This window comes from Limnoglobus sp. (genome assembly GCF_059499385.1).
The window spans coordinates 44,874-62,976 of record NZ_JCABYM010000042.1 but is presented as its reverse complement, the minus strand read 5'-3'; the positions used below and the strand labels follow the sequence as shown (position 1 = coordinate 62,976).

General features: G+C 68.2%; 17 protein-coding genes. 8 read left to right on the top strand and 9 right to left on the bottom strand.

The genetic code is table 11. From position 1 onward, the window contains the following. Window positions 1-3 precede the first annotated feature (3 nt). Both acs and AC5JJ2_RS07365 read right to left on the bottom strand, forming a co-directional pair. The gene (gene acs / locus AC5JJ2_RS07370; RefSeq protein WP_495857328.1) at window positions 4-1,959 is read right to left on the bottom strand and encodes an acetate--CoA ligase; all 1,956 of its coding nucleotides are present in this window, start codon (window positions 1,957-1,959) and stop codon (window positions 4-6) included. 93 nt (window positions 1,960-2,052) lie between these two features. Further along, window positions 2,053-5,202 (bottom strand): WD40 repeat domain-containing serine/threonine protein kinase, encoded by a 3,150-nt coding sequence (locus tag AC5JJ2_RS07365; protein WP_495857327.1) that lies wholly within the window; start codon window positions 5,200-5,202, stop codon window positions 2,053-2,055. Window positions 5,203-5,291: 89 nt separating this feature from the next. Between AC5JJ2_RS07365 and AC5JJ2_RS07360 the strand changes: the two genes are divergently transcribed. From AC5JJ2_RS07360 to AC5JJ2_RS07350, 3 genes are all read left to right on the top strand, one after another. Continuing rightward, window positions 5,292-6,170, top strand: a complete 879-nt coding sequence (locus tag AC5JJ2_RS07360; protein WP_495857326.1) for a carbon-nitrogen hydrolase — start codon at window positions 5,292-5,294, stop codon at window positions 6,168-6,170. 113 nt (window positions 6,171-6,283) lie between these two features. Then, window positions 6,284-7,393, top strand: a complete 1,110-nt coding sequence (gene carA, locus AC5JJ2_RS07355; RefSeq protein ID WP_495857325.1) for a glutamine-hydrolyzing carbamoyl-phosphate synthase small subunit — start codon at window positions 6,284-6,286, stop codon at window positions 7,391-7,393. 109 nt (window positions 7,394-7,502) lie between these two features. Next, window positions 7,503-7,913, top strand: a complete 411-nt coding sequence (locus AC5JJ2_RS07350) for a PilZ domain-containing protein (RefSeq protein ID WP_495857324.1) — start codon at window positions 7,503-7,505, stop codon at window positions 7,911-7,913. Here AC5JJ2_RS07350 and tsaE read toward each other — a convergent pair whose 3' ends face one another. Then, on the bottom strand, window positions 7,914-8,384 hold the full coding sequence (gene tsaE / locus AC5JJ2_RS07345) for a tRNA (adenosine(37)-N6)-threonylcarbamoyltransferase complex ATPase subunit type 1 TsaE (protein ID WP_495857323.1): 471 nt from the start codon (window positions 8,382-8,384) through the stop codon (window positions 7,914-7,916). An 88-nt stretch (window positions 8,385-8,472) separates the two neighbouring features. Next, a protein-coding gene (gene prfB, locus AC5JJ2_RS07340; protein ID WP_495857322.1) for a peptide chain release factor 2 occupies window positions 8,473-9,607 on the bottom strand; the annotation gives its coding sequence in 2 pieces (ribosomal slippage) (window positions 8,473-9,534 and window positions 9,536-9,607; 1,134 coding nt in all). A gap of 100 nt (window positions 9,608-9,707) precedes the next feature. Between prfB and AC5JJ2_RS07335 the strand changes: the two genes are divergently transcribed. Then, entirely contained in the window at window positions 9,708-10,436 is a 729-nt protein-coding gene (locus AC5JJ2_RS07335) for an SDR family oxidoreductase (protein WP_495857321.1), read from the top strand. A gap of 138 nt (window positions 10,437-10,574) precedes the next feature. Here AC5JJ2_RS07335 and AC5JJ2_RS07330 read toward each other — a convergent pair whose 3' ends face one another. From AC5JJ2_RS07330 to AC5JJ2_RS07310, 5 genes are all read right to left on the bottom strand, one after another. Beyond that, a complete protein-coding gene (locus AC5JJ2_RS07330) occupies window positions 10,575-11,540 on the bottom strand; it encodes an RluA family pseudouridine synthase (RefSeq protein WP_495857320.1) in 966 nt (321 codons plus the stop codon). Continuing rightward, window positions 11,537-11,866, bottom strand: coding sequence for a hypothetical protein (locus tag AC5JJ2_RS07325; RefSeq protein WP_495857319.1), 330 nt, complete (start codon window positions 11,864-11,866; stop codon window positions 11,537-11,539). Before AC5JJ2_RS07325 ends, AC5JJ2_RS07330 begins: the two co-directional genes overlap by 4 nt. Continuing rightward, entirely contained in the window at window positions 11,853-12,251 is a 399-nt protein-coding gene (locus tag AC5JJ2_RS07320) for a hypothetical protein (protein ID WP_495857318.1), read from the bottom strand. The genes AC5JJ2_RS07325 and AC5JJ2_RS07320 overlap by 14 nt, the downstream gene beginning before the upstream one ends. A gap of 334 nt (window positions 12,252-12,585) precedes the next feature. Then, on the bottom strand, window positions 12,586-14,613 hold the full coding sequence (locus tag AC5JJ2_RS07315) for an alpha/beta hydrolase-fold protein (protein WP_495857317.1): 2,028 nt from the start codon (window positions 14,611-14,613) through the stop codon (window positions 12,586-12,588). Then, window positions 14,610-15,089 carry a MarR family winged helix-turn-helix transcriptional regulator gene (locus tag AC5JJ2_RS07310; RefSeq protein WP_495857316.1) on the bottom strand — a complete coding sequence of 160 codons (480 nt, stop codon included), beginning with the start codon at window positions 15,087-15,089 and terminating at the stop codon, window positions 14,610-14,612. The genes AC5JJ2_RS07315 and AC5JJ2_RS07310 overlap by 4 nt, the downstream gene beginning before the upstream one ends. A gap of 186 nt (window positions 15,090-15,275) precedes the next feature. Here AC5JJ2_RS07310 and AC5JJ2_RS07305 point away from each other — a divergent pair, with 186 nt between their 5' ends. From AC5JJ2_RS07305 to AC5JJ2_RS07290, 4 genes are read left to right on the top strand one after another with little or no spacing between them, the layout of a single operon-like run. Then, window positions 15,276-15,794, top strand: coding sequence for an adenylyltransferase/cytidyltransferase family protein (locus AC5JJ2_RS07305; RefSeq protein WP_495857315.1), 519 nt, complete (start codon window positions 15,276-15,278; stop codon window positions 15,792-15,794). Continuing rightward, window positions 15,784-16,326, top strand: a complete 543-nt coding sequence (locus tag AC5JJ2_RS07300; RefSeq protein ID WP_495857314.1) for a D-glycero-alpha-D-manno-heptose-1,7-bisphosphate 7-phosphatase — start codon at window positions 15,784-15,786, stop codon at window positions 16,324-16,326. The genes AC5JJ2_RS07305 and AC5JJ2_RS07300 overlap by 11 nt, the downstream gene beginning before the upstream one ends. Continuing rightward, complete coding sequence (rfaE1, locus tag AC5JJ2_RS07295; RefSeq protein WP_495857313.1) at window positions 16,323-17,309, top strand: D-glycero-beta-D-manno-heptose-7-phosphate kinase; 987 nt, start codon at window positions 16,323-16,325, stop codon at window positions 17,307-17,309. Before AC5JJ2_RS07300 ends, rfaE1 begins: the two co-directional genes overlap by 4 nt. A 31-nt stretch (window positions 17,310-17,340) precedes the next feature. Continuing rightward, complete coding sequence (locus AC5JJ2_RS07290) at window positions 17,341-18,066, top strand: DUF4058 family protein (RefSeq protein ID WP_495857312.1); 726 nt, start codon at window positions 17,341-17,343, stop codon at window positions 18,064-18,066. Window positions 18,067-18,103: the final 37 nt, after the last annotated feature.

Here is an 18,103-nt window from a genome sequence, read left to right as displayed (position 1 = left end):
AACTCACTCCTCGTCCGCCCGCAGCTTCGCGAGCACGCTGTAGTCCTCCAGCGTCGTCGTGTCCTGCGTCCCCTCGCGGTTCGCGGCGATGTCCCGGAGCAGCCGCCGCATGATCTTCCCGCTACGAGTTTTCGGCAGCGTGTCCGTGAACTTGATCTCGTCCGGCCGGGCCAGCGCCCCGATCTCTTTTGCCACGTGCGCCTTCAGTGTGGCTTTCAAGTCGTCCGTCGGCGCGTTCCCCTGCTTCAGCGTCACGAAGCAACAGATCGCCTCGCCCTTCAGGTCGTCCGGCCGGCCGACGACCGCGGCCTCCGCCACCTGCGGGTGGTTCACCAGCGCGCTCTCCACTTCCATCGTGCTCAGCCGGTGGCCGCTCACGTTCAGCACGTCGTCCACCCGGCCCATCACCCAGATGTACCCGTCCTCGTCCTGGCGAGCGCCGTCCGCGGTGAAGTAGACGCCGGGGTAGTTGCTCCAGTACGTCGCCTTGAACCGGTCGTCGTCGCCGTAGATCGTCCGCATCATGCTCGGCCACGGCTTCTTCACCACCAGGAACCCGCCGCTGTTCGCCGGGACCGGGTTGCCGGCCTTGTCCACCACCTCGGCCATGATGCCGGGCAGCGGCTTCGTCGCGCTGCCCGGCTTCGTCGGCACGGCCCCCGGCAGCGGTGAGATCATGATCGCGCCGGTCTCCGTCTGCCACCACGTATCGACGATCGGGCAGCGGCCGCCGCCGATGACCTCGTGGTACCACATCCACGCCTCCGGGTTGATCGGCTCGCCGACGCTGCCGAGCAGCCGCAGGGACGTGAGGTCGTGCTTCTTCGGGTGCTGGTCGCCCCACTTGATGAACGCCCGGATCGCCGTCGGCGCGGTGTACATGACCGTCACCTTGTACTTCTCGACGATGGCCCAGAAGCGGTCCTCGGCCGGGTGGTTCGGTGCGCCCTCGTACATCACGACGGTCGAGCCGTTGGCCAGCGGGCCGTACACGATGTAGCTGTGGCCGGTCACCCACCCCACGTCCGCGGTACACCAGTAGATGTCGCTGTCCTTGATGTCGAAGACCCACTTGTGCGTGAGGCTCGCGCCGAGCAGGTAGCCGCCGGTCGTGTGCAGCACGCCCTTCGGCTTCCCGGTGGACCCGGACGTGTAGAGGATGAACAGCGGGTGCTCGCTGTCCAACTGCTCGGCCGGGCAGTCGGCGGGCGCGTCGGTGACGACTTCGTGCCACCACACGTCGCGGCCCGACTTCATGGTCACCTTCTCGTTGCACCGGTTGAACACGACGCACTTCTCGACGGTCGGCGACTTGTCGAGGGCGGTATCGACGTTGGCCTTGAGCGGCACGACCTTGCCCCGCCGCCACCCGGCGTCGGCGGTGATGACGAGCTTCGCCTTCGCGTCGTTGTTCCGGTCGGCAACGGCCTCCGCCGAGAACCCGCCGAAGATGACGGAATGTACGGCCCCGATCCGGGCGCACGCGAGCATGGCGACGGCCGCCTCCGGTATCATCGGCATGTAGATCGTGACGCGGTCGCCCTTCGCCACGCCGAGCTTCTTGAGCGCGCTCGCGAACTGGCAGACCTCGCGGTGCAGCTGCGCGTACGTCAGCGTCCGCGTGTCGCCGGGTTCGCCCTCCCAGAGGATGGCCGTCTTGTCCTTGCGGCCGCTCGCGAGATGCCGGTCGAGGCAGTTGAAGCTGGCGTTGGTCGTGCCGCCGACGAACCACTTCGCGTGCGGGGCGTTCGACCAGTCGAGGACCTGGTTCCACTTCTTGAACCAATGGAGGCTCTCCGCTTGTGCGGCCCAGAAGCCTTCGAGGTCCTTCTCGGCCCACGCCGCGAGGCGGTCGCGTTCGGCGGCGTCGACGTGGGCGGTGGTGACGAAGTTCGCCGCCGGCGGGAAGACGCGGGATTCCTTCAAGACACTGGTGATGTTGGCGTTCGGCGTGGACATGGGAGAATGCCTCGGTACGGGGAGTGGGGAACAGATTAGGCCACGGCCCGGACGAGTGCAACGGGGCCGTGAACGGCTGACATGAATTCGGTGTCACGGCGACGGTTCGGCGGCTCCGGCTTTTGGGAGGAACTCCCGGCTTACGGGCCGGTCGTCGTAAACCCGAGGCGGTTTGCCGCTCACGGCGATCCGTGACCCGTCCGGGCTGATGGCCAGGCCCGTGACCCCCTCGGGTTCTGTCAGCGTCAAGATTTCGCTACCGGTCATCGCGTCCCAAACTTTGATCGACTTGTCCCAACTTCCCGTTACGATTCGCGAGCCGTCCGGAGTAAACAGGGCGGCCGAAAGCCGCCATGTGTGACCGCGGAGGGTGGGACCGGCCGCCCCGGTGGCCGCGTCATAAACCCGTGCCGCCCCGTCCGCGCAGCCGGCGAGTAGGCGGGAGCCAGTCCGATCAAACGCGAGCGACCCGGCGGCCCCTTCCTGCACGAGGAACAACTGCGCGCCCGTTTTGGCGTCCCACATCCGCGTGGTGAGGTCGTTGCCCGAGGTGGCGATCCGCGACCCGTCCGGGCTGACCGCGACGGACAACACGTCCTTCGTGTGTCCCCGCAGGGTAAGGAGTTCTTTGTCGGTTTTGACGTCCCACACTGTCGCCGTGAAATTCTTCTCGCTGCCCGACTCTTGCTGCCCGGCCGCCGTCACGACTTTCGCCCCGTCGGGAAAGAATGCGGCTGACGTGATGCCCAGGCCCCGCCGTCCCCGGCTCCGCAGCGAGAAGATGTTCGCACCGGTCTGTGCGTCCCACACGTCCGCGGTTTCCGAGTAGGTCAGCATCCGAGTCCCGTCCGGGCTGAACACGGCCCCCGCGAAGTCATAAACGCCGCCCCCTTTCCCGGCCTCAATCGTTCGGGTCAGGGTGCCCGTACCCAAATCCCAAATGAGGACTACGCCCGCCCCACGGTACGACGCGAGGTGGCGGCCGTCCGGGCTGAACGCGACCGACTGATCGTACCGGTTGGAGCCGGTCGGGCCACGGGGCTCGTACCCCCGCGTGGCGTCCCACACCTTCACGGTCCCGTCGTAGCTGCCGCTGACGATCCGCTTCCCGTCGCCGGTGAACGCGACCGACTCCACGTCCCGCGTGTGCCCGCGGAACGCGAACGCCTCCACGCCGGTCTTCGTGCCCCACACACGTACCGTCATGTCCCGCCCGCCTGTAGCCACGCGGGATCCGTCGGGGCTGAACGCGACCGACTTCAGTTCAGACGTGGCTCCCTTGAACGCGAGAACCTCCTTACCGGTTTTCGCGTCCCACAGCCGCATCGTCTGATCCTGGCTCGCGGTCACCAGCCGAGTTCCGTCGGCGGCAATGGCGACTGCCGTGACTTCCTCCGCATGCCCGCGGAGGGTTTGCAGTTCCTTGCCTGTTTTCGCGTCCCAGAGCCTGGCCGTGTGGTCGGCGCTGCCGGTCAACACGCGGGTGCCGTCCGCGCTGATGGCCCCCGTACGCAAGTTGCCCGACGTGAACGTGTTTGGACCAAGTTGAGTGGAATGACTGAACGTGTGAAGCACGGCATTGGTTTCGACACCCCAGAACCGGGCACGGTGGGTCTCGAACCCACTCAACGCGCGGAGGCCGGCCGGCCCAAACGTCAGGGCTAGGACGGACCCAGGCACCTTGTTGGTGCGGAGTTGCTGCTCGCCGGACTTCGCGTCCCAGACCCGGACATCACCGTGGTCGCCGGCGGTGGCAACCCGCGTCCCGTCCGGGCTAAGGGCGACCTGCCGTACGCTGTCATACCCCGCAAAAGGGAACACCCGCTTGCCGGTCACCACGTCCCAAACGCCCACCCCCTCCCTCGACCCGGCGACGGCCGCACGCGAACCGTCCGGGCTGAGGGCCACAGAGTAAACCATCGTTTGCGGCAACTTGATGGTCACCAAGTCCGAATGGCAAAGGCGGTGGACGTACCGCCAGTCCCACCCCCGCAGTCTTTCAGGGCACAGGGCGAGGAACTCGTTCGCCCGTCGGCAGTCGTTTACCTGATAAGCGGTGTGGGCAAGGTACACGTTCCGGGCGTAGGCCAGTCGCTCCCGCTCCTCGGCGATGTCGGCCTTCGCCTGGTTCGCCACCCCCTCGGCCGTCTCGGCGCGCTTCTTGGCACGCTCGGCTTCGTCCCGCGCGCCCTCAGCGGACGCCTTCTCACCCACGGCTTCCCGCCACAGGCGGGTCGTGGTGACGGCGGACACGGCCAGCACGGCCGCCAGTGTGCCGAGCGCCCACGCGGCGGCGACGAAGGGCTTGCGGCGAACCCAGAGCGCGGCCCGTTCCAGGGTCGTCGCGCGGCGGGCGGCAATCGGGTGCCCCTCGATCCACGCCGTCAGGTCCGCGGCCAGCTCGTTCGCGCTCGCGTACCGCCGCTCCGATTCCTTCTCCAGGCACTTCAGACAGATCGTCTCCAGGTCGTGCGGGATCCGCGGGGTCAGGGTGCGTAGCGTCGTCGGCGTGTCGTTCTGGATGCGGATGAGTAACTCCATGTCCGTGTCGGCGATGAACGGCCGCTTGCCGGCGAGCGCCTCGTACAACATGACGCCGAGCGACCACACGTCCGCCGGCGGGCCAACGAACTTCATCGCCCGCGCCTGCTCCGGGGCCATGTACGCCGGCGTCCCGGCCGCGTCCTGCGTCTGCGTCAGGTCGGACGCCGCCCGCTTCGCCAGGCCGAAGTCCGTGACCTTCGGCATACCATCAGATGCGAGCAACACGTTGCCCGGTTTCAAGTCGCGGTGGACAATGCCCAACTCATGCGCCGCCCCCACGCCCGACGCGATCTTCGCGATCTGCCCGGCGACTTCCCACGGCGTCAGGGTCGAACCTGACTTGGCGCTGTCGGCCAAGGATCCGCCGGTGAGGTACTCCATGGCGATGTACGGCCCGGCGGCCGACTCGCCGAAGTCGTACACCTCGACGACGTGCGGGTGCTTGACGGCCGCGATGACTTGGCCTTCCGCCAGGAACCGGGCCTTGTTCAGCGGGTCGTCGGCCTTCATGAGCTTCAGCGCGACAAGTCGGTCGAGCTTGAGTTGCTTGGCCTCGTAGACGACGCCCATGCCACCGCGGCCGAGCTCGCGGAAGATTTCGTAACCGGGGACGCCCGGGAAGCCGTGGGCCGTGGCCGCGCTCACGCTCGGGCCACCAACCTGAACCTGCGTGCGATCCGGGGGCGTTTGGTCGGGCATGGGCGCATCTCCAAATTCGGGATGATCGTAACTCGGACGGTCCCGCGGGGGAAGCGTACAATTCCCCTGTCCCAGAGGAACCCCCGCGAATGTCCGACACGTTCACCATCGGCCTCGTTCAGATGAAGTGCGCCCCGGACACGGCCACGAACCTCGCCACGGCCGAGGCCGCGATCCGCGCCGCCGCGAAGGCCGGGGCGCAGATCGTCTGCCTGCCGGAGCTGTTCACCGGCCACTACTTCTGCCAGACCGAGGACTACCACCTCTTCGACAAGGCCGAGCCGATCCCCGGCCCGTCCACCGACCGCCTCAGCGCCGCCGCGAAGGCGAATGGCGTCGTCGTCATCGGGTCGCTGTTCGAGAAGCGGATGCCGGGCGTGTACCACAACACCGCCACCGTCCACGACGCCGACGGCAGCTTCCTCGGCATCTACCGCAAGATGCACATCCCGGACGACCCCATGTTCCTGGAGAAGTACTACTTCACCCCCGGCGACGTCGGCTGGAAGGTGTTCGACACGAAGTACGCGAAGGTCGGCACGCTCGTTTGCTGGGACCAGTGGTACCCGGAAGCGGCCCGCCTGACGGCGCTGCAGGGGGCGGAGGTGCTCTTCTACCCGACGGCCATCGGCTGGCACCCGAAGGAGAAGGCCGAGTACGGCGAGGCCCAGCACTCGGCGTGGGAGACGAGCATGCGGGGCCACGCCATCGCGAACGGCATCTACGTCGGCGCGGTCAACCGCGTCGGTCACGAGGTCCTCGTCGGCGACGGGTTGGAGTTCTGGGGCCAGTCGTTCGTCAGCGACCCGTTCGGCCGGCTGTTGAAGCGCGGCAGCGTCGAGAAGGAGGAAGTCATCACGATGACGTGCAGCCGGAAGCTGATGGAGGAGGTGCGGCGGAACTGGCCGTTCTTCCGCGACCGGCGGATCGACTACTACGGCGGGCTGACGAAGCGGGTGGCGGATTAGGCGAACGGCACGGCGTCAGCGTGCCGGTGGTGCGCCTGGGTGTCTCACCGGCACGCTGACGCCGTGCCGTTCGCCCCTTTACCCCATCCCCCATCCCCCATACCCCATACCCCATGACACCAGCGAAGCTCGCGCTCGAAGACGGGACGATTTTCACCGGCCGGGCGTTCGGCGCGGCCGGCGAGAAGCCCGGCGAGGTCGTGTTCAACACGTCCATGACCGGCTACCAGGAAGTCCTCACCGACCCCAGCTACAAGGGGCAGATCGTCACGATGACGTACCCGCTCATCGGCAACTACGGCACGACCAGCGAGGACGCCGAGTCGCTCGGCGTGCAGGTCGAGGGGTTCGTCGTCCGCGAGCTGACGAAGGTTCCCAGCAACTTCCGCAGCCACCGCGACCTGGACACGTACCTGAAGGCGTCCAACGTCGTCGGCATCGAGGGGATCGACACGCGGGCGCTCGTCCGCCGGCTGCGGGTGCGCGGGGCGATGAACGGCATCCTCTCGACCACTGATCTCGACGATGCGTCGCTCGTGGCGAAGGCGAAGGCGTTCCCCGGCATGGAGGGCCGCGACTTGGTGAAGGAAGTCGTGCCGGAGAGGGCGTTCGCCTGGAGCAAGGGGTTCGGCCAGTTCGCCGAGCACGTCATGCCCGCGCGGTCCGCGGAGAAGCATGTCGTCGCCATCGACTACGGCATGAAGTGGAACATCCTCCGCTGCCTCACGCAGGTCGGGTGCAAGGTCACGGTCGTGCCCGGCACGGCGACGGCGGAAGAGGTACTGAAGCACAACCCGGACGGCGTGTTCCTCAGCAACGGCCCCGGCGACCCGGCCGCGGTGACGTACGCCGTGGACACAGTGAAGGGGCTGATCGGCAAGAAGCCGATCTTCGGCATCTGCCTCGGCCATCAGTTGCTCGGGCTGGCGCTGGGGGCGAAGACGTTCAAGCTGAAGTTCGGCCACCGCGGCGCGAACCAGCCGGTCCTCAACTCGGCGACCGGGGCGGTCGAGATCACGACGCAGAACCACGGGTTCGCGGTGGACGCGACGACGCTGCCGAAGGGCGTTGTGCCGACGCACATCAACCTGAACGACCAGACGCTGGAGGGGATGCGGGCGGACGACCGGAAGCTGTTCAGCGTGCAGTACCACCCGGAGGCCGCCGCCGGCCCGCACGACAGCAGCTACCTGTTCGAGGAGTTCCGCACGCTCATGGGGTGAGCGGCGACGGGCGAAAATCGACGCGGCGGCCGGGTTCCTCGTGGCCCGGTCGTTTGCGTCTGGTATGATCGTACCGCCCAGTCATTCCGCCTCTTCATTGGGTACATACATGGTAGCCAAGTCTTCCCCAACCCCCGCGACGGCGGAGCGCCGCGTCGCCCCCCGGTTCCAGCCCGCGTTCGCGACCATCTGCCGGCTGCGGCCGGCCGACGGGTCGCCGTTCGCCGGGCTGGTCTGGAACATCTCGGAAACCGGCCTGAGCATGTTGACCACGAACCGGCCGAAGGTCGGCGAGGACCTGGCGGCGGAGCTGGAAGCGGAGGCGGGCGGCACGACGGTCGCGCTCGGCCTGCGGGTCGTCCACGCGACGCCGGTGCCGACCGGCGACTGCCTCGTCGGGGCGCGGTTCGACCGGCCGCTGACGGAGGCCGAGTTGCAGCACTTCGTCACCCCGCCGGAGACGGCGAAGGCGGTGAGCGCCGGGCTGCTGGAAGGCTGGAAGCCGCCGAAGAAGGGGTAATCACTCGCGGGCCAATTCGCGAAGCAGTTCGTCGTACCGCGGCCCGTGGCCGTGGATGACGAACCGCCGTTCCGTTTCGCCGACGACCTCGATCCGAACCTCCAGCCGTTCGGCCGGCATCGCCCCCGGCACGCGGTCGGCCCATTCGACGATGCTGACGCCGTCGCCGGAAAAGTACTCGTCCGCGCCGAGGTCGAGGAACTCGCGGTCGCCGGACAGGCGGTAGGCGTCGAAGTGATAGATCGGCAGCCGGGCCGCGTACTCCTGGATAAGCACGAACGTCGGGCTGGTGACGGCCGCCGGGTTGCGGACGCTCAGGCCCTCGGCGATGGCCCGCGTCAGGTGCGTCTTGCCCGCGCCGAGCTGGCCGATCAGGGAGATGACCGCGCCGGGGAAGAAGAGGGAGCCGAGCCGACGGCCGAAGGACTCGGTGGCATTGAGATCGGGGATGTCAAACGAGAGGGACGACATGATCTGGCGAGCCGAGCGGCGTAAGCCGCCGGGTGAGCGCCCCTCACCCGGCGGCTTACGCCGCTCGGCTCGCCGGTCTCCGAGCTTACTAAGAAGCCTTCGCCACCTTGTGGGCCTTCGCGGTCCTGTGGCGCAAATACGCGTACATGAACTCGTCCAGGTCGCCGTCGAGCGTCGCCTGCACGGCCGGGGACTTCATCTCGATCCCGTCCCGCTCGTCCCGGACCAGCGTGTAGGGCTGCATCACGTAACTACGAATCTGACTGCCGAACGCGATCTCCCCCTTCGCGTCGTACCGGTTCGCCAGGTCGCCGAGCCGCTTCTGCTCCTCGATCTGGTACACGCGGGCCTTCAAGAGCGCCAGCGCGTTCGCGTAGTTCTTCGGCTGGCTCCGCTCCGTGCGGCTCTCGCCGCGGACCTCCTGCCCCTTGTAGTTGTAGATCAGCCGCACGCCGGACTGCGTCTTGTTCTGGTGCTGGCCGCCGGGGCCGCCGGAGCAGAACGTCTGCATCTCCAGTTGCTTCTCGGGGATTTCGATCTCGATCGTGTCGTCCAGTTCCGGCGTCACGTCCACGGCGGCGAACGACGTCTGCCGCGTGCCGCCGTCGCCGAACGGGCTGATGCGGACGAGCCGATGGACGCCGATCTCGCTCTGCAGGTAGCCGTAGGCGTACTCGCCGGCCACGCGGAACTGCACGCTCTGGATGCCGGCCTCAAGGTTCGGCTCCTTGTCCAACTCCTCGACGGCGAACCCGTGCTTCTGCGCCCACCGGACGTACATCCGGTAGAGCATTTCCGCCCAGTCGCACGCCTCGGTCCCGCCGGCCCCCGGCTTGATCGTCACGACGGCGTTGTTCGCGTCCTGCTTGCCGCTCATCATCGCCTGCAGCTCGAACGCCTCGTACTTCTTCGCGGCCTTCGCCAGCTCACCTTCCAGCTCCGCCGCGAACGACGGGTCGTCTTCGGCCAGCTCGATCATCGCGTTCAGGTCGTCGGTCGCCTTCGCCAACTCCTCGTAGGGCTTGAGCAGGGCGTTCAGCACCTTCACCTTCTGAATGGTCTTCTGGGCCGCGTCCGGGTTGTCCCAGAACGAGCCTTCGTTCATCTTGGCCTCGAAGCCTTCCCGCTGTTTCAGCTTGCCCGCGATGTCAAAGAGACCCCCGGAGTTGGGCCAAGCCGGCGGTGAGTTCTTCGGTCTTGCGGCGTGTTTCCGGACTCAGCATCTCGATTTCTCCAGGTTCTCGACATCGGAAGCGGGCCGTAGCATACCTACGGGGTGCGCCCGGCGGCCCACCACTAATATACGACGCGAAGGAACCGACGATGGGCAAGCTAACCGGCAAAGTGGCCGTCATCACCGGCGGCGGGTCGGGCGTGGGCAAGGCGACGGCCGCCGCGTACCTGACGGAAGGGGCGAGCGTCGTCATCGCCGGCCGCGACCAGGCGAAATTGGACGCCGCGGCCGCGGAACTCGGCGGGCAAATCCTGGCCGTACCGTGCGACGTGGCGGACGCCGCGCAGTGCAAGTCCCTCATCGAGACGGCGACGAACCGGTTCGGGAAGGTGGACATCCTGTTTAACAACGCCGGGGCGAACCTGAAGGCTCGCACCATCCGCGAGCTGACGCCGGAGGCGTGGGACAAGCTAATTCGGGCGAACCTGGACGGCACGTTCTACTGCACGCACTACGTGCTGCCGCAGATGTTCGAGCGGCGGGACGGGGTGATCGTGAACCTCGTGTCCGTGGCCGGGAAGCGGGCGAACCCGCTCGGCGGGGCGGCCTACGTGGCGTCGAAGTTCGGGCAGGGCGGCCTCGGCATGTGCCTGTCGAACGAGGAGCGGGAGAGCGGCGTGCGGGTGAGCAACGTCTACCCCGGCGAGATCGACACCCCGATCCTGGAGCACCGGCCGAAGCCGGTGACGGACGACCACCGGGCGGTCATCCTGAAGCCGGAGGACGTGGCGGCCGCGATCCTGTTCGTGACGACGCTCCCGCCGCACGTCTCGATCCCGGAGCTGGTCATCAAGCCGACCGTGCACCCCTACTGGTAAAAACCGTTTTCACCGCGGAGGGCACATGAGGGCACGAGAGGAAAGACCAAGAAGAGATTTCAAAGAGTGGGTTTTGAACTCTTCTCTCTCTTCTGTCTTCTCACGTGCTCTCTCGTGCCCTCTGCGGCGAAAATATCTTCACTTCCGCAGCCCGTCCACGAACTTCTGCAAGTCCGGCGGCAACGGCATCGTCCAGTGCAGGTGCTCGCCGGTGACGGGGTGCTCGAACCCCAACTCGGTCGCGTGCAGGGCCAGCCGCGGGGCCGGCGTCTCCGGCAGCGGGTCGCCGCCGGCCGTCCGCGTGTACACCTTCTCGCCGCACACCGGGTGGCCGGCCTCCGACAGGTGAATCCGAATCTGGTGCGTGCGGCCGGTCTCCAGCCGGCACGACAGGACCGAGTGCCGCGGTAGCCGCTCCTCGACGGCGACGTGCGTGACGGCTTCCTTCCCGGTGGCGTCCGGCTGCTTCGTGCTGCCCCGGCGGCCGTCCCCGCGGTCGCGGATGAGCGTCGTGCGGATCGTCTGCGGCGAGAGGAACCCCGGCACGACGGCGAGGTACCGGCGGACGACCGTGTGCTTGCGGAACTGCAACCCCAGCCCCCGCTCCGCGAGGACGCTCCGGGCGAAGACGAGCAGGCCGCTCGTCTCCTTGTCGAGCCGGTGGACGATCCGCAGCGGCGGCAGCGACCGGGCCGGGCGGTCGAGCGTGTTCGCGACGGCCCACTGCGCCACGTCCTGGAGTGTCGGGTCGAGCTGCCGCCGCTTCTCGCCCCACTCGAGTTCGGCCGGGTGGCGGACGCTGCTAATCCCGGACGGCTTCTCGACGACGACGACGTGGTCGTCCAGGTGGCGGACGACGAGCGTGTCGGCCGACGCGTTCCGCGGCCGGGCGGTCGGCTTCGCGAGCAGCTCGACGACCTCCCCCTCGTGGACGCGGCGGGCCGGGTCAGTGCAGACGCTCCCGCCGACGGTGACGCGGCGGCCCTCGATCAGGGCACGCACGTCGTTCCACGACGGCTGCCGTTCGTGCAGCCGCGACCGCAGCACCTTCGCGAGGGTGTGCTCCGCCTCGGCGGCGATGACGGCGAAGGGGGGGAGTGTCATTTCTTGAAGAAGAGGAGGACGATCTGAACGGAGAGGGTAATAACCCCGCCGACGAAGAGCATGACGAACTGGAACAGCCGCGTGTCGCCGAGTTTCTTTTGCTCTTCGAGTTGAGCCAATCGGTTCTCCAAAACTGGAAACTGTTTATGCTCTTCAATCGCCCGGTCCAGGCGGTTGAGGCGTTCGTCGATGACGGCCAACCGCTCCCTGACCCGGTGGACGTCGGAACGATCAATGTCCTTCTGAATGGCCAGAATTTGAGCCTTAAGAACGAGTACCTCTTCCTGGAGAATCCGAACCTTCTCGGTCGGGCTAGGATTGGGCATTGACCGGCTCCTCGGATACGTCGAGTATTTCCAAACGTTCTTCCAGATTCGCGTAGCGGTTCCACATCACGTTCTGCCAGAGGCGAAGCATCCGCCGCTCGCGGGAGGTCGGGTCGAGGAACTCACCAGGCTCGATTCCGTCCACGAAGCCTTTGCCGCCGAAGTCGTCCATCAGCATCAAGTGGGCGGCCAAGAACTCTTGCCCTTGATGTGTGTTTCGGAGGGCGAGCGAGAGCGTCAGATCGCCGGCAAACGCGGGGTAAGCTTCGGCGGTCAGCCCCTTCACGAAGTCAACGGCCGAGCGGGCCGCCGAAAGGATTTCTGGGCGTTGCTGTACCGACGGGTCGGTTTCAAGGTAGGCTCTCGTGGCGGCCGTCGTGCTCATTGCTTATCCTCCGTTCCACCTCAGTATACCACGTTGCAACGTCGCGAATGACGGCACGACGGCCCGGCCCAGCGGCCCTGCCCCTTGCGGAGGAACACCTCGATCCCGTCGATGTTGCAGTCGAGCCGGCCATCGGCCGTCAGCCCGCTACCGAGCGCGGTACCTTCTTCGCGAGCGTGTGCTCGGCCTCGGCGGCGATGACGGTGAAGAGGGGGAGTTGGGTCATGGCGATCGGGGTTACCGCACCGAATGCTTGGCGGGCGTGGTAACTCCCGTTCTACCACTTGCGGGCGGCGTTGACCCGGCCCGCCGCCCGCCCGGACGTGCCGCCGGGCTACTTCTTCGGCCGGAACAGCCGCGGCGCGAAGTCGTGGAAGGCAATCCGCCACGTCAGCCACTCGTGGCCCAGCCCCTTCGCGTCGCGGAACACGACGTTCTTCGACCCGCCCTTCTGAAGGTAGTCGTGCAGGTCGCTCGCGGCCTTGTGGATGCCCGCGTCCAGCCCCTGGTCGCCGGAGTGCAGGTACAGCAGGCTCATCTTCTTGTCGAACGCCACCGGGTCGGCGAACACCCCGCCGAAGGCGGCCTTCACGTCCCCCTGACGGAACACCCCGCTGAACGCCCCGACGGCCGAGAACGTGTCCGTGTGGGTGAGCCCGATCTGCATCGCCTGCCCGGACCCCATGCTCAGCCCGGCGACGGCCCGGTGCTCGCGGTCGGCGAGCGTGCGGTACGTCGCGTCGATCATCGGGACCAGGTCCTTGACGACCACGTCCTCGAACGCCCCGCCGCCGAACCCGCGGCCGGGCGTCGGGGCCGCCGGCCGCTCCCCGGCCCGCGTCGCGTACCCCTTCTCCATCACCACGACCATCGGCACCGCCTTCCCCTCCGCAATCAGGTTGTCGAGGATGAAGTTCATGTGCCCCTGCTTGACCCACCCGGTCTCGTCCTCCCCGCCGCCGTGTTGCAGGTACAGCACCGGGTACTTCTTGTTCGGGTCGGCGTCGTACCCCGGCGGGGTGTAGACGAACGCCCGCCGGGTCTGGCCCGTGACCTTCGACGTGTACCACCGCGCCCGCACCTCGCCGTGCGGCACGTCCTTGGCGTGGAAGAAGTCCACGTCCTTCTGGGGGATTTCGATCCCGCTCGTCGGCTTGCTCGTGCCGAAGAACGTGTCGGTGCCGGGGTCGTTGACGAGCACCCCGTCCACGAGGAAGGCGTAGTAGTGAAAGCCGGGGACGATCGGCGGGGACGTGAACGACCAGACGCCGTCGCCGCCCTTCGCCATGTCCCAGTGCCCGCGCGGCCCCAGCCCGTAGTTCGTGAACACCTGCACCTTCTTGGCCTCCGGGGCCTTGAACCGGAACGTCGCCCGGCCGTCGGCGTGGACCCGCGGGTACTGGGCGTTCGGCAGGTTCGTCGCGGACGGCTTCCCCTCGTCGGCCGGCTTGTCGGCGTCCTTCTTCTCAACCCTGGATTCGTCGCGCTTCCCGCCATCCTGGAACACGAGCCGGGCGAAGTGGTAGAGGTCGCTCTTCCAGACCTTGAAGTCGTGCCCGCCGCCGCGGATGACGCGGTACTCGTGCGGCACGTTCTTCTCGTCGAGCATCTTGTGGACGTTCTCGCTGATACGGAACAGCCCGTCCTTGTCCCCGCACGCGACGTACAGCAGCTTCAGCTTCTTCGCGGCGTCGGCGTGGTCCTTGACCAGCTCGGCCGGCCGCCGGGTGTTCGGGGCGGAGGAGAAGCCGCCGACCCAGGCGAACGTGTCGAGGTTGCCCAGCCCGAAGTTGAGCGACTGCCCGCCGCCCATCGACAGGCCGGCGATGGCCCGACTCTCGCGGTCGGCCTTCACGGGGTAGGTCTTCTCGACGAACGGGATCAGGTCGGTCAGCAGGTCCTTCTCGAACGCGGCGAACGCCGGCCCCTGCTTGGGGATCGGGTCGCGGGCGGTCACGTCCGTCGCCGCCCGGCCGTTCGGCATCACCACGATCATCGGCGCGGCCTTCTTGTCCGCGTACAGGTTGTCCAGGACGACGTTCGGCACGCCGCCCCGCGGCCACTCGTTCTCGTCCCCGCCGATGCCGTGCAGCAGGTAGAGGACCGGGTACTTGGCGTCCTTCGCGAACCCCGGCGGGGTGTACACCGTCGCCTTCCGCTTCGCCCCGACGGTGGCGCTGTCGTACTCGACGACCTCCACCTTGCCCCGCGGAACGTCGTCCCGCTTCTGGTCGTAGCCCGTCGGCGGATCGGGGTACTTGTCGGCCGTCTCGGCCGGCTTCGTCTCGGCCTTCGACTGGGCGAGCACCGGCCCGCAGGCCAGGGCGGCCCACGCCGCCAGCGCCAGGATTCGCACGCTCATCGTTCGTCCTCCGGGGAGTGAAGGGGCGTCGATCCGCCGACCGGCACGCCGTCCGCGTTCAGGGCACCGGCGACCCGTCCCAGCACTTCCACGAGCGTCTCCGCCTCGTCGGGCCGGAGCGCCGCGAGCAGTTGCTGCCGAATCGGCTCTCCCGCCGTCCAGAGTTTGCGGCACGTCCGCCGTCCCGCGGCCGTGAGGGCGACCGTCCGGGCGCGGGCGTCGGTCGGGTGGGCGGCCCGCGCGACCAGCCCCCGGTCCGCCAGCAGCACGAGCATGGCCCGCACGGTGCTGGGGTCGGACCCCATGCGGCGGGCGAGTTCCCGCTGCGTCAGGGCGTGCCCGCCGCGGGCGAGGGTGGCGAGGAGAACGAACTGGTCCGCGGTGGTGCCCCGCGGCGCGAGCCGTTCCTCCGTTCGCCGGTGGAGGGCGAGGTACGCCCCGCGGAGGGCGATCGCGATGTCGTGGCCGGCGGTCATGGCGGGGCCGGAGGGGATTCCGTGCGTATACGCACGATACGGGCGCGATGGTACACCGGCGGCGAAGTCGGTGCGAGTGAGAATCCGGTGAGAAGTATTTTCCCGTGAAGGGCGGCGGGACCGGGTTCGACCGCCGGGGGCAATCCCGTCTTGCACGCGGCCTTCCGGCCGTGGTACTTCTTCCCCATGACCGCCTGGACCCCGCGTCACAAACTCGCCGACTGGCCGACCCTGCTGGCCGCGCGGGACCGCGCCCGCGCGGACGGGCGGACGGTCGTGTGGACCAACGGCTGCTTCGACCTGCTGCACCCCGGTCACCTCGCGAGCCTCGCGGCCGCGCGGCAGCTGGGGGATGTCCTCGTCGTCGGGCTGAACTCGGACGCCTCGGTGCAAGTCAACAAGGGGCCGCTCCGCCCGATCCTCTCGGAGGCGGAGCGGGCGGCGATGCTCGCGGCCGTCGAGTGCGTGGACTACGTCATCGTCTTCGACGAGCAGACGCCGGAGGCGGCGCTCGCGAAGCTGAAGCCGGACATCCACTGCAAGGGCGCAGAGTACGCCCCGCCCCACGGCCGACCCGTTCCGGAACGGGCGGTCGTCGAAGGCTACGGCGGGCGGGTCGCGTACCTGCCACTCGTGCCGGGGCTGTCCACGACGGACCTGATCGCCCGCGTCCGCGCCAAGACCGAGATCAACCGTGCCGCGTGACGTGCTGCTCTTGCTCGACCGCGACGGCACGTTGATGGACGACGTGGGCTACCCGAACGACCCGGCCGCCGTTCGCCTGATCCCCGGCGCGGCGAACGCGGTCCGCGAGTTGGTGGGGCGCGGGTTCGTGCCGGCCGTCGTGAGCAACCAGTCCGGCCTCGCCCGCGGGTTGATTTCGCCCGAACTGGCGGTCGCGGTTCACGCGCGGTTCGTCGAACTCTTCGAGAATGAATCCGGCGTGCGGCTGCCGTGCTTCTACTGCCCGCACGGGCCGGCCGACGGGTGCGATTGCCGGAAGCCGCAGCAGGGGCTGTTGAAGCAAGCCGCCGAGGCGCTCGGCATGGTCGGCCGGCCGGCCGTGATGGTCGGCGACAAGCCGGCGGACGTGGAGGCGGGGAAGCGGTTCGGGGCGATGACCTTCTTCCTTCGCCAATCGCACGTCTACCCGAATCAGCTGCCGCCCCCCGACTTCAGCGCGAGCGACTGGACAGAGATTCTGTGGCGGCTGCAAGCGTCCGGAGGACTCACATGACCCCCATCGACCTCCTGCCCCGGTTCCGCGGCTGCCCGGTCCTCGTCGTCGGCGACCTGATGCTCGACGAGTTCGTCTGGGGCAGCGTCGCCCGCATCTCGCCGGAGGCCCCCGTCCCCGTGGTGGAAGTGCAGCGGCGGACGTTCGTGGCCGGCGGCGCGGCGAACACGGCGGCGAACGTCGCGGCCCTCGGCGGCACGCCGTTCCTCGCCGGCCTCGTCGGTGACGACGCGCAGGGCGAGCGGGTGTGCGAGCTGCTTCGCACGAACAACGTCGATGTCGGCCCGGTCGTCCGCGACCGCCACCGGCCGACGACGACGAAGACCCGCGTGATCGCGCACAGCCAGCAGATGCTCCGCGTGGACCACGAGAAGCCGGGGGCGATTCCCAAAGAGATCGAGGACGCGCTGCTCGGCCGGATCGCGACGGTGCTGCCGGTCGTCCGCGGGTGCGTGGTGTCGGACTACGGCAAAGGCGTCGTCACGCCGCGGTTCGTCGGCGAGCTGATCGCGACGTGCCGGGCCGCCCGCGTGCCGGTCGTCGTGGACCCGAAGGGCGTCGATTACCAGAAGTACCGCGGGGCGACGGTCATCAAGCCGAACCAACTGGAAGCGGGGAAGGTGCTGAACCGCGACCTCCGCGACGCCGACGCGGTACGAACCGCCGGCCGCGACCTGGTCGAGCAACTCGGCACGTCGATCCTGATTACGCAGGGGGCGGCCGGGATGTCGCTGTTCGAGAAGGGCCGGCCGATGGTCCACGTCCCGGCGCAGGCCCGCGAGGTGTTCGACGTGACCGGCGCGGGCGACACGGTCGCCGGCACGCTGGCGTTGGCGCTGACCGGCGGCGGCCCGCTGGAGGCGGCGTGCCGGCTGGCGAGCGCGGCCGCGGCCGTCGTGGTCGGCAAGGTCGGCACGGCGACGGTGAGCGTCGAGGAGCTGGCCGCGGCCGTCGGCGGAGCCGCGAAGCGGGCCGCGGCATGATCGTGTACAATGCCGGCGAGGGGGACATGCGATGCCGCTCCGCGACCACTTTCATCCGCCGTTAACGGATCGGTACAGTTGGGACGTGTTCCACGGCCAGTGGCCGGCCATGATCGTTCTCGCCCTCGGCCGCGTCCTGCCGCCGAACTACTACGCCGGGCCGACGGTTCGGCTGGGGGCCGGGATCGAGCTCGATGTCGGCACGTACGAAACGCCAGAAGCGGTCGAACCGGTTCCCGTCGGGGAGAGTGGAACCGCTTTGACCGCCTTGCCGGAATCGACGCTAACGGTGGTTTCCGAGGTGCCGACGGCCGACGAGTACGAGGTGCGGGTTTACAACGTCGCGAAAGCCCGCGAGCTGGTGGCGGCCATCGAAATCGTCAGCCCGTCGAACAAGGACCGGCCCGAACACCGCCGCGAGTTCGTGGCGAAGTGTGCGTCTCTGATCCGCCAAGGGGTGTGCGTCTCCGTCATCGACCTCGTCACCGAGCGACGGGCGAACTTGTACCTCGACCTGCTCGACTTCTTGGGTGAAAGCGATCCGGAATTCGAACGGCACGGGGCCCCACTTTACGCGGTGACCTGCGCGGGGCGTGTTCAAGCCGGAAAGTGGGCGCTGAAGACGTGGGCCTACCCGCTTACCATCGGCCAACCGCTGCCGACCTTGCCGATCAGGCTGTCGGAGTGGCGGGGCGTCTCGCTCGACCTGGAAACCCCGTACGAGGAAACGTGTCGGGCGTTGCGCATGCCGAAGTAACCGCACCCGACGAAACCCGCCGGGCGCGATCGGGCGT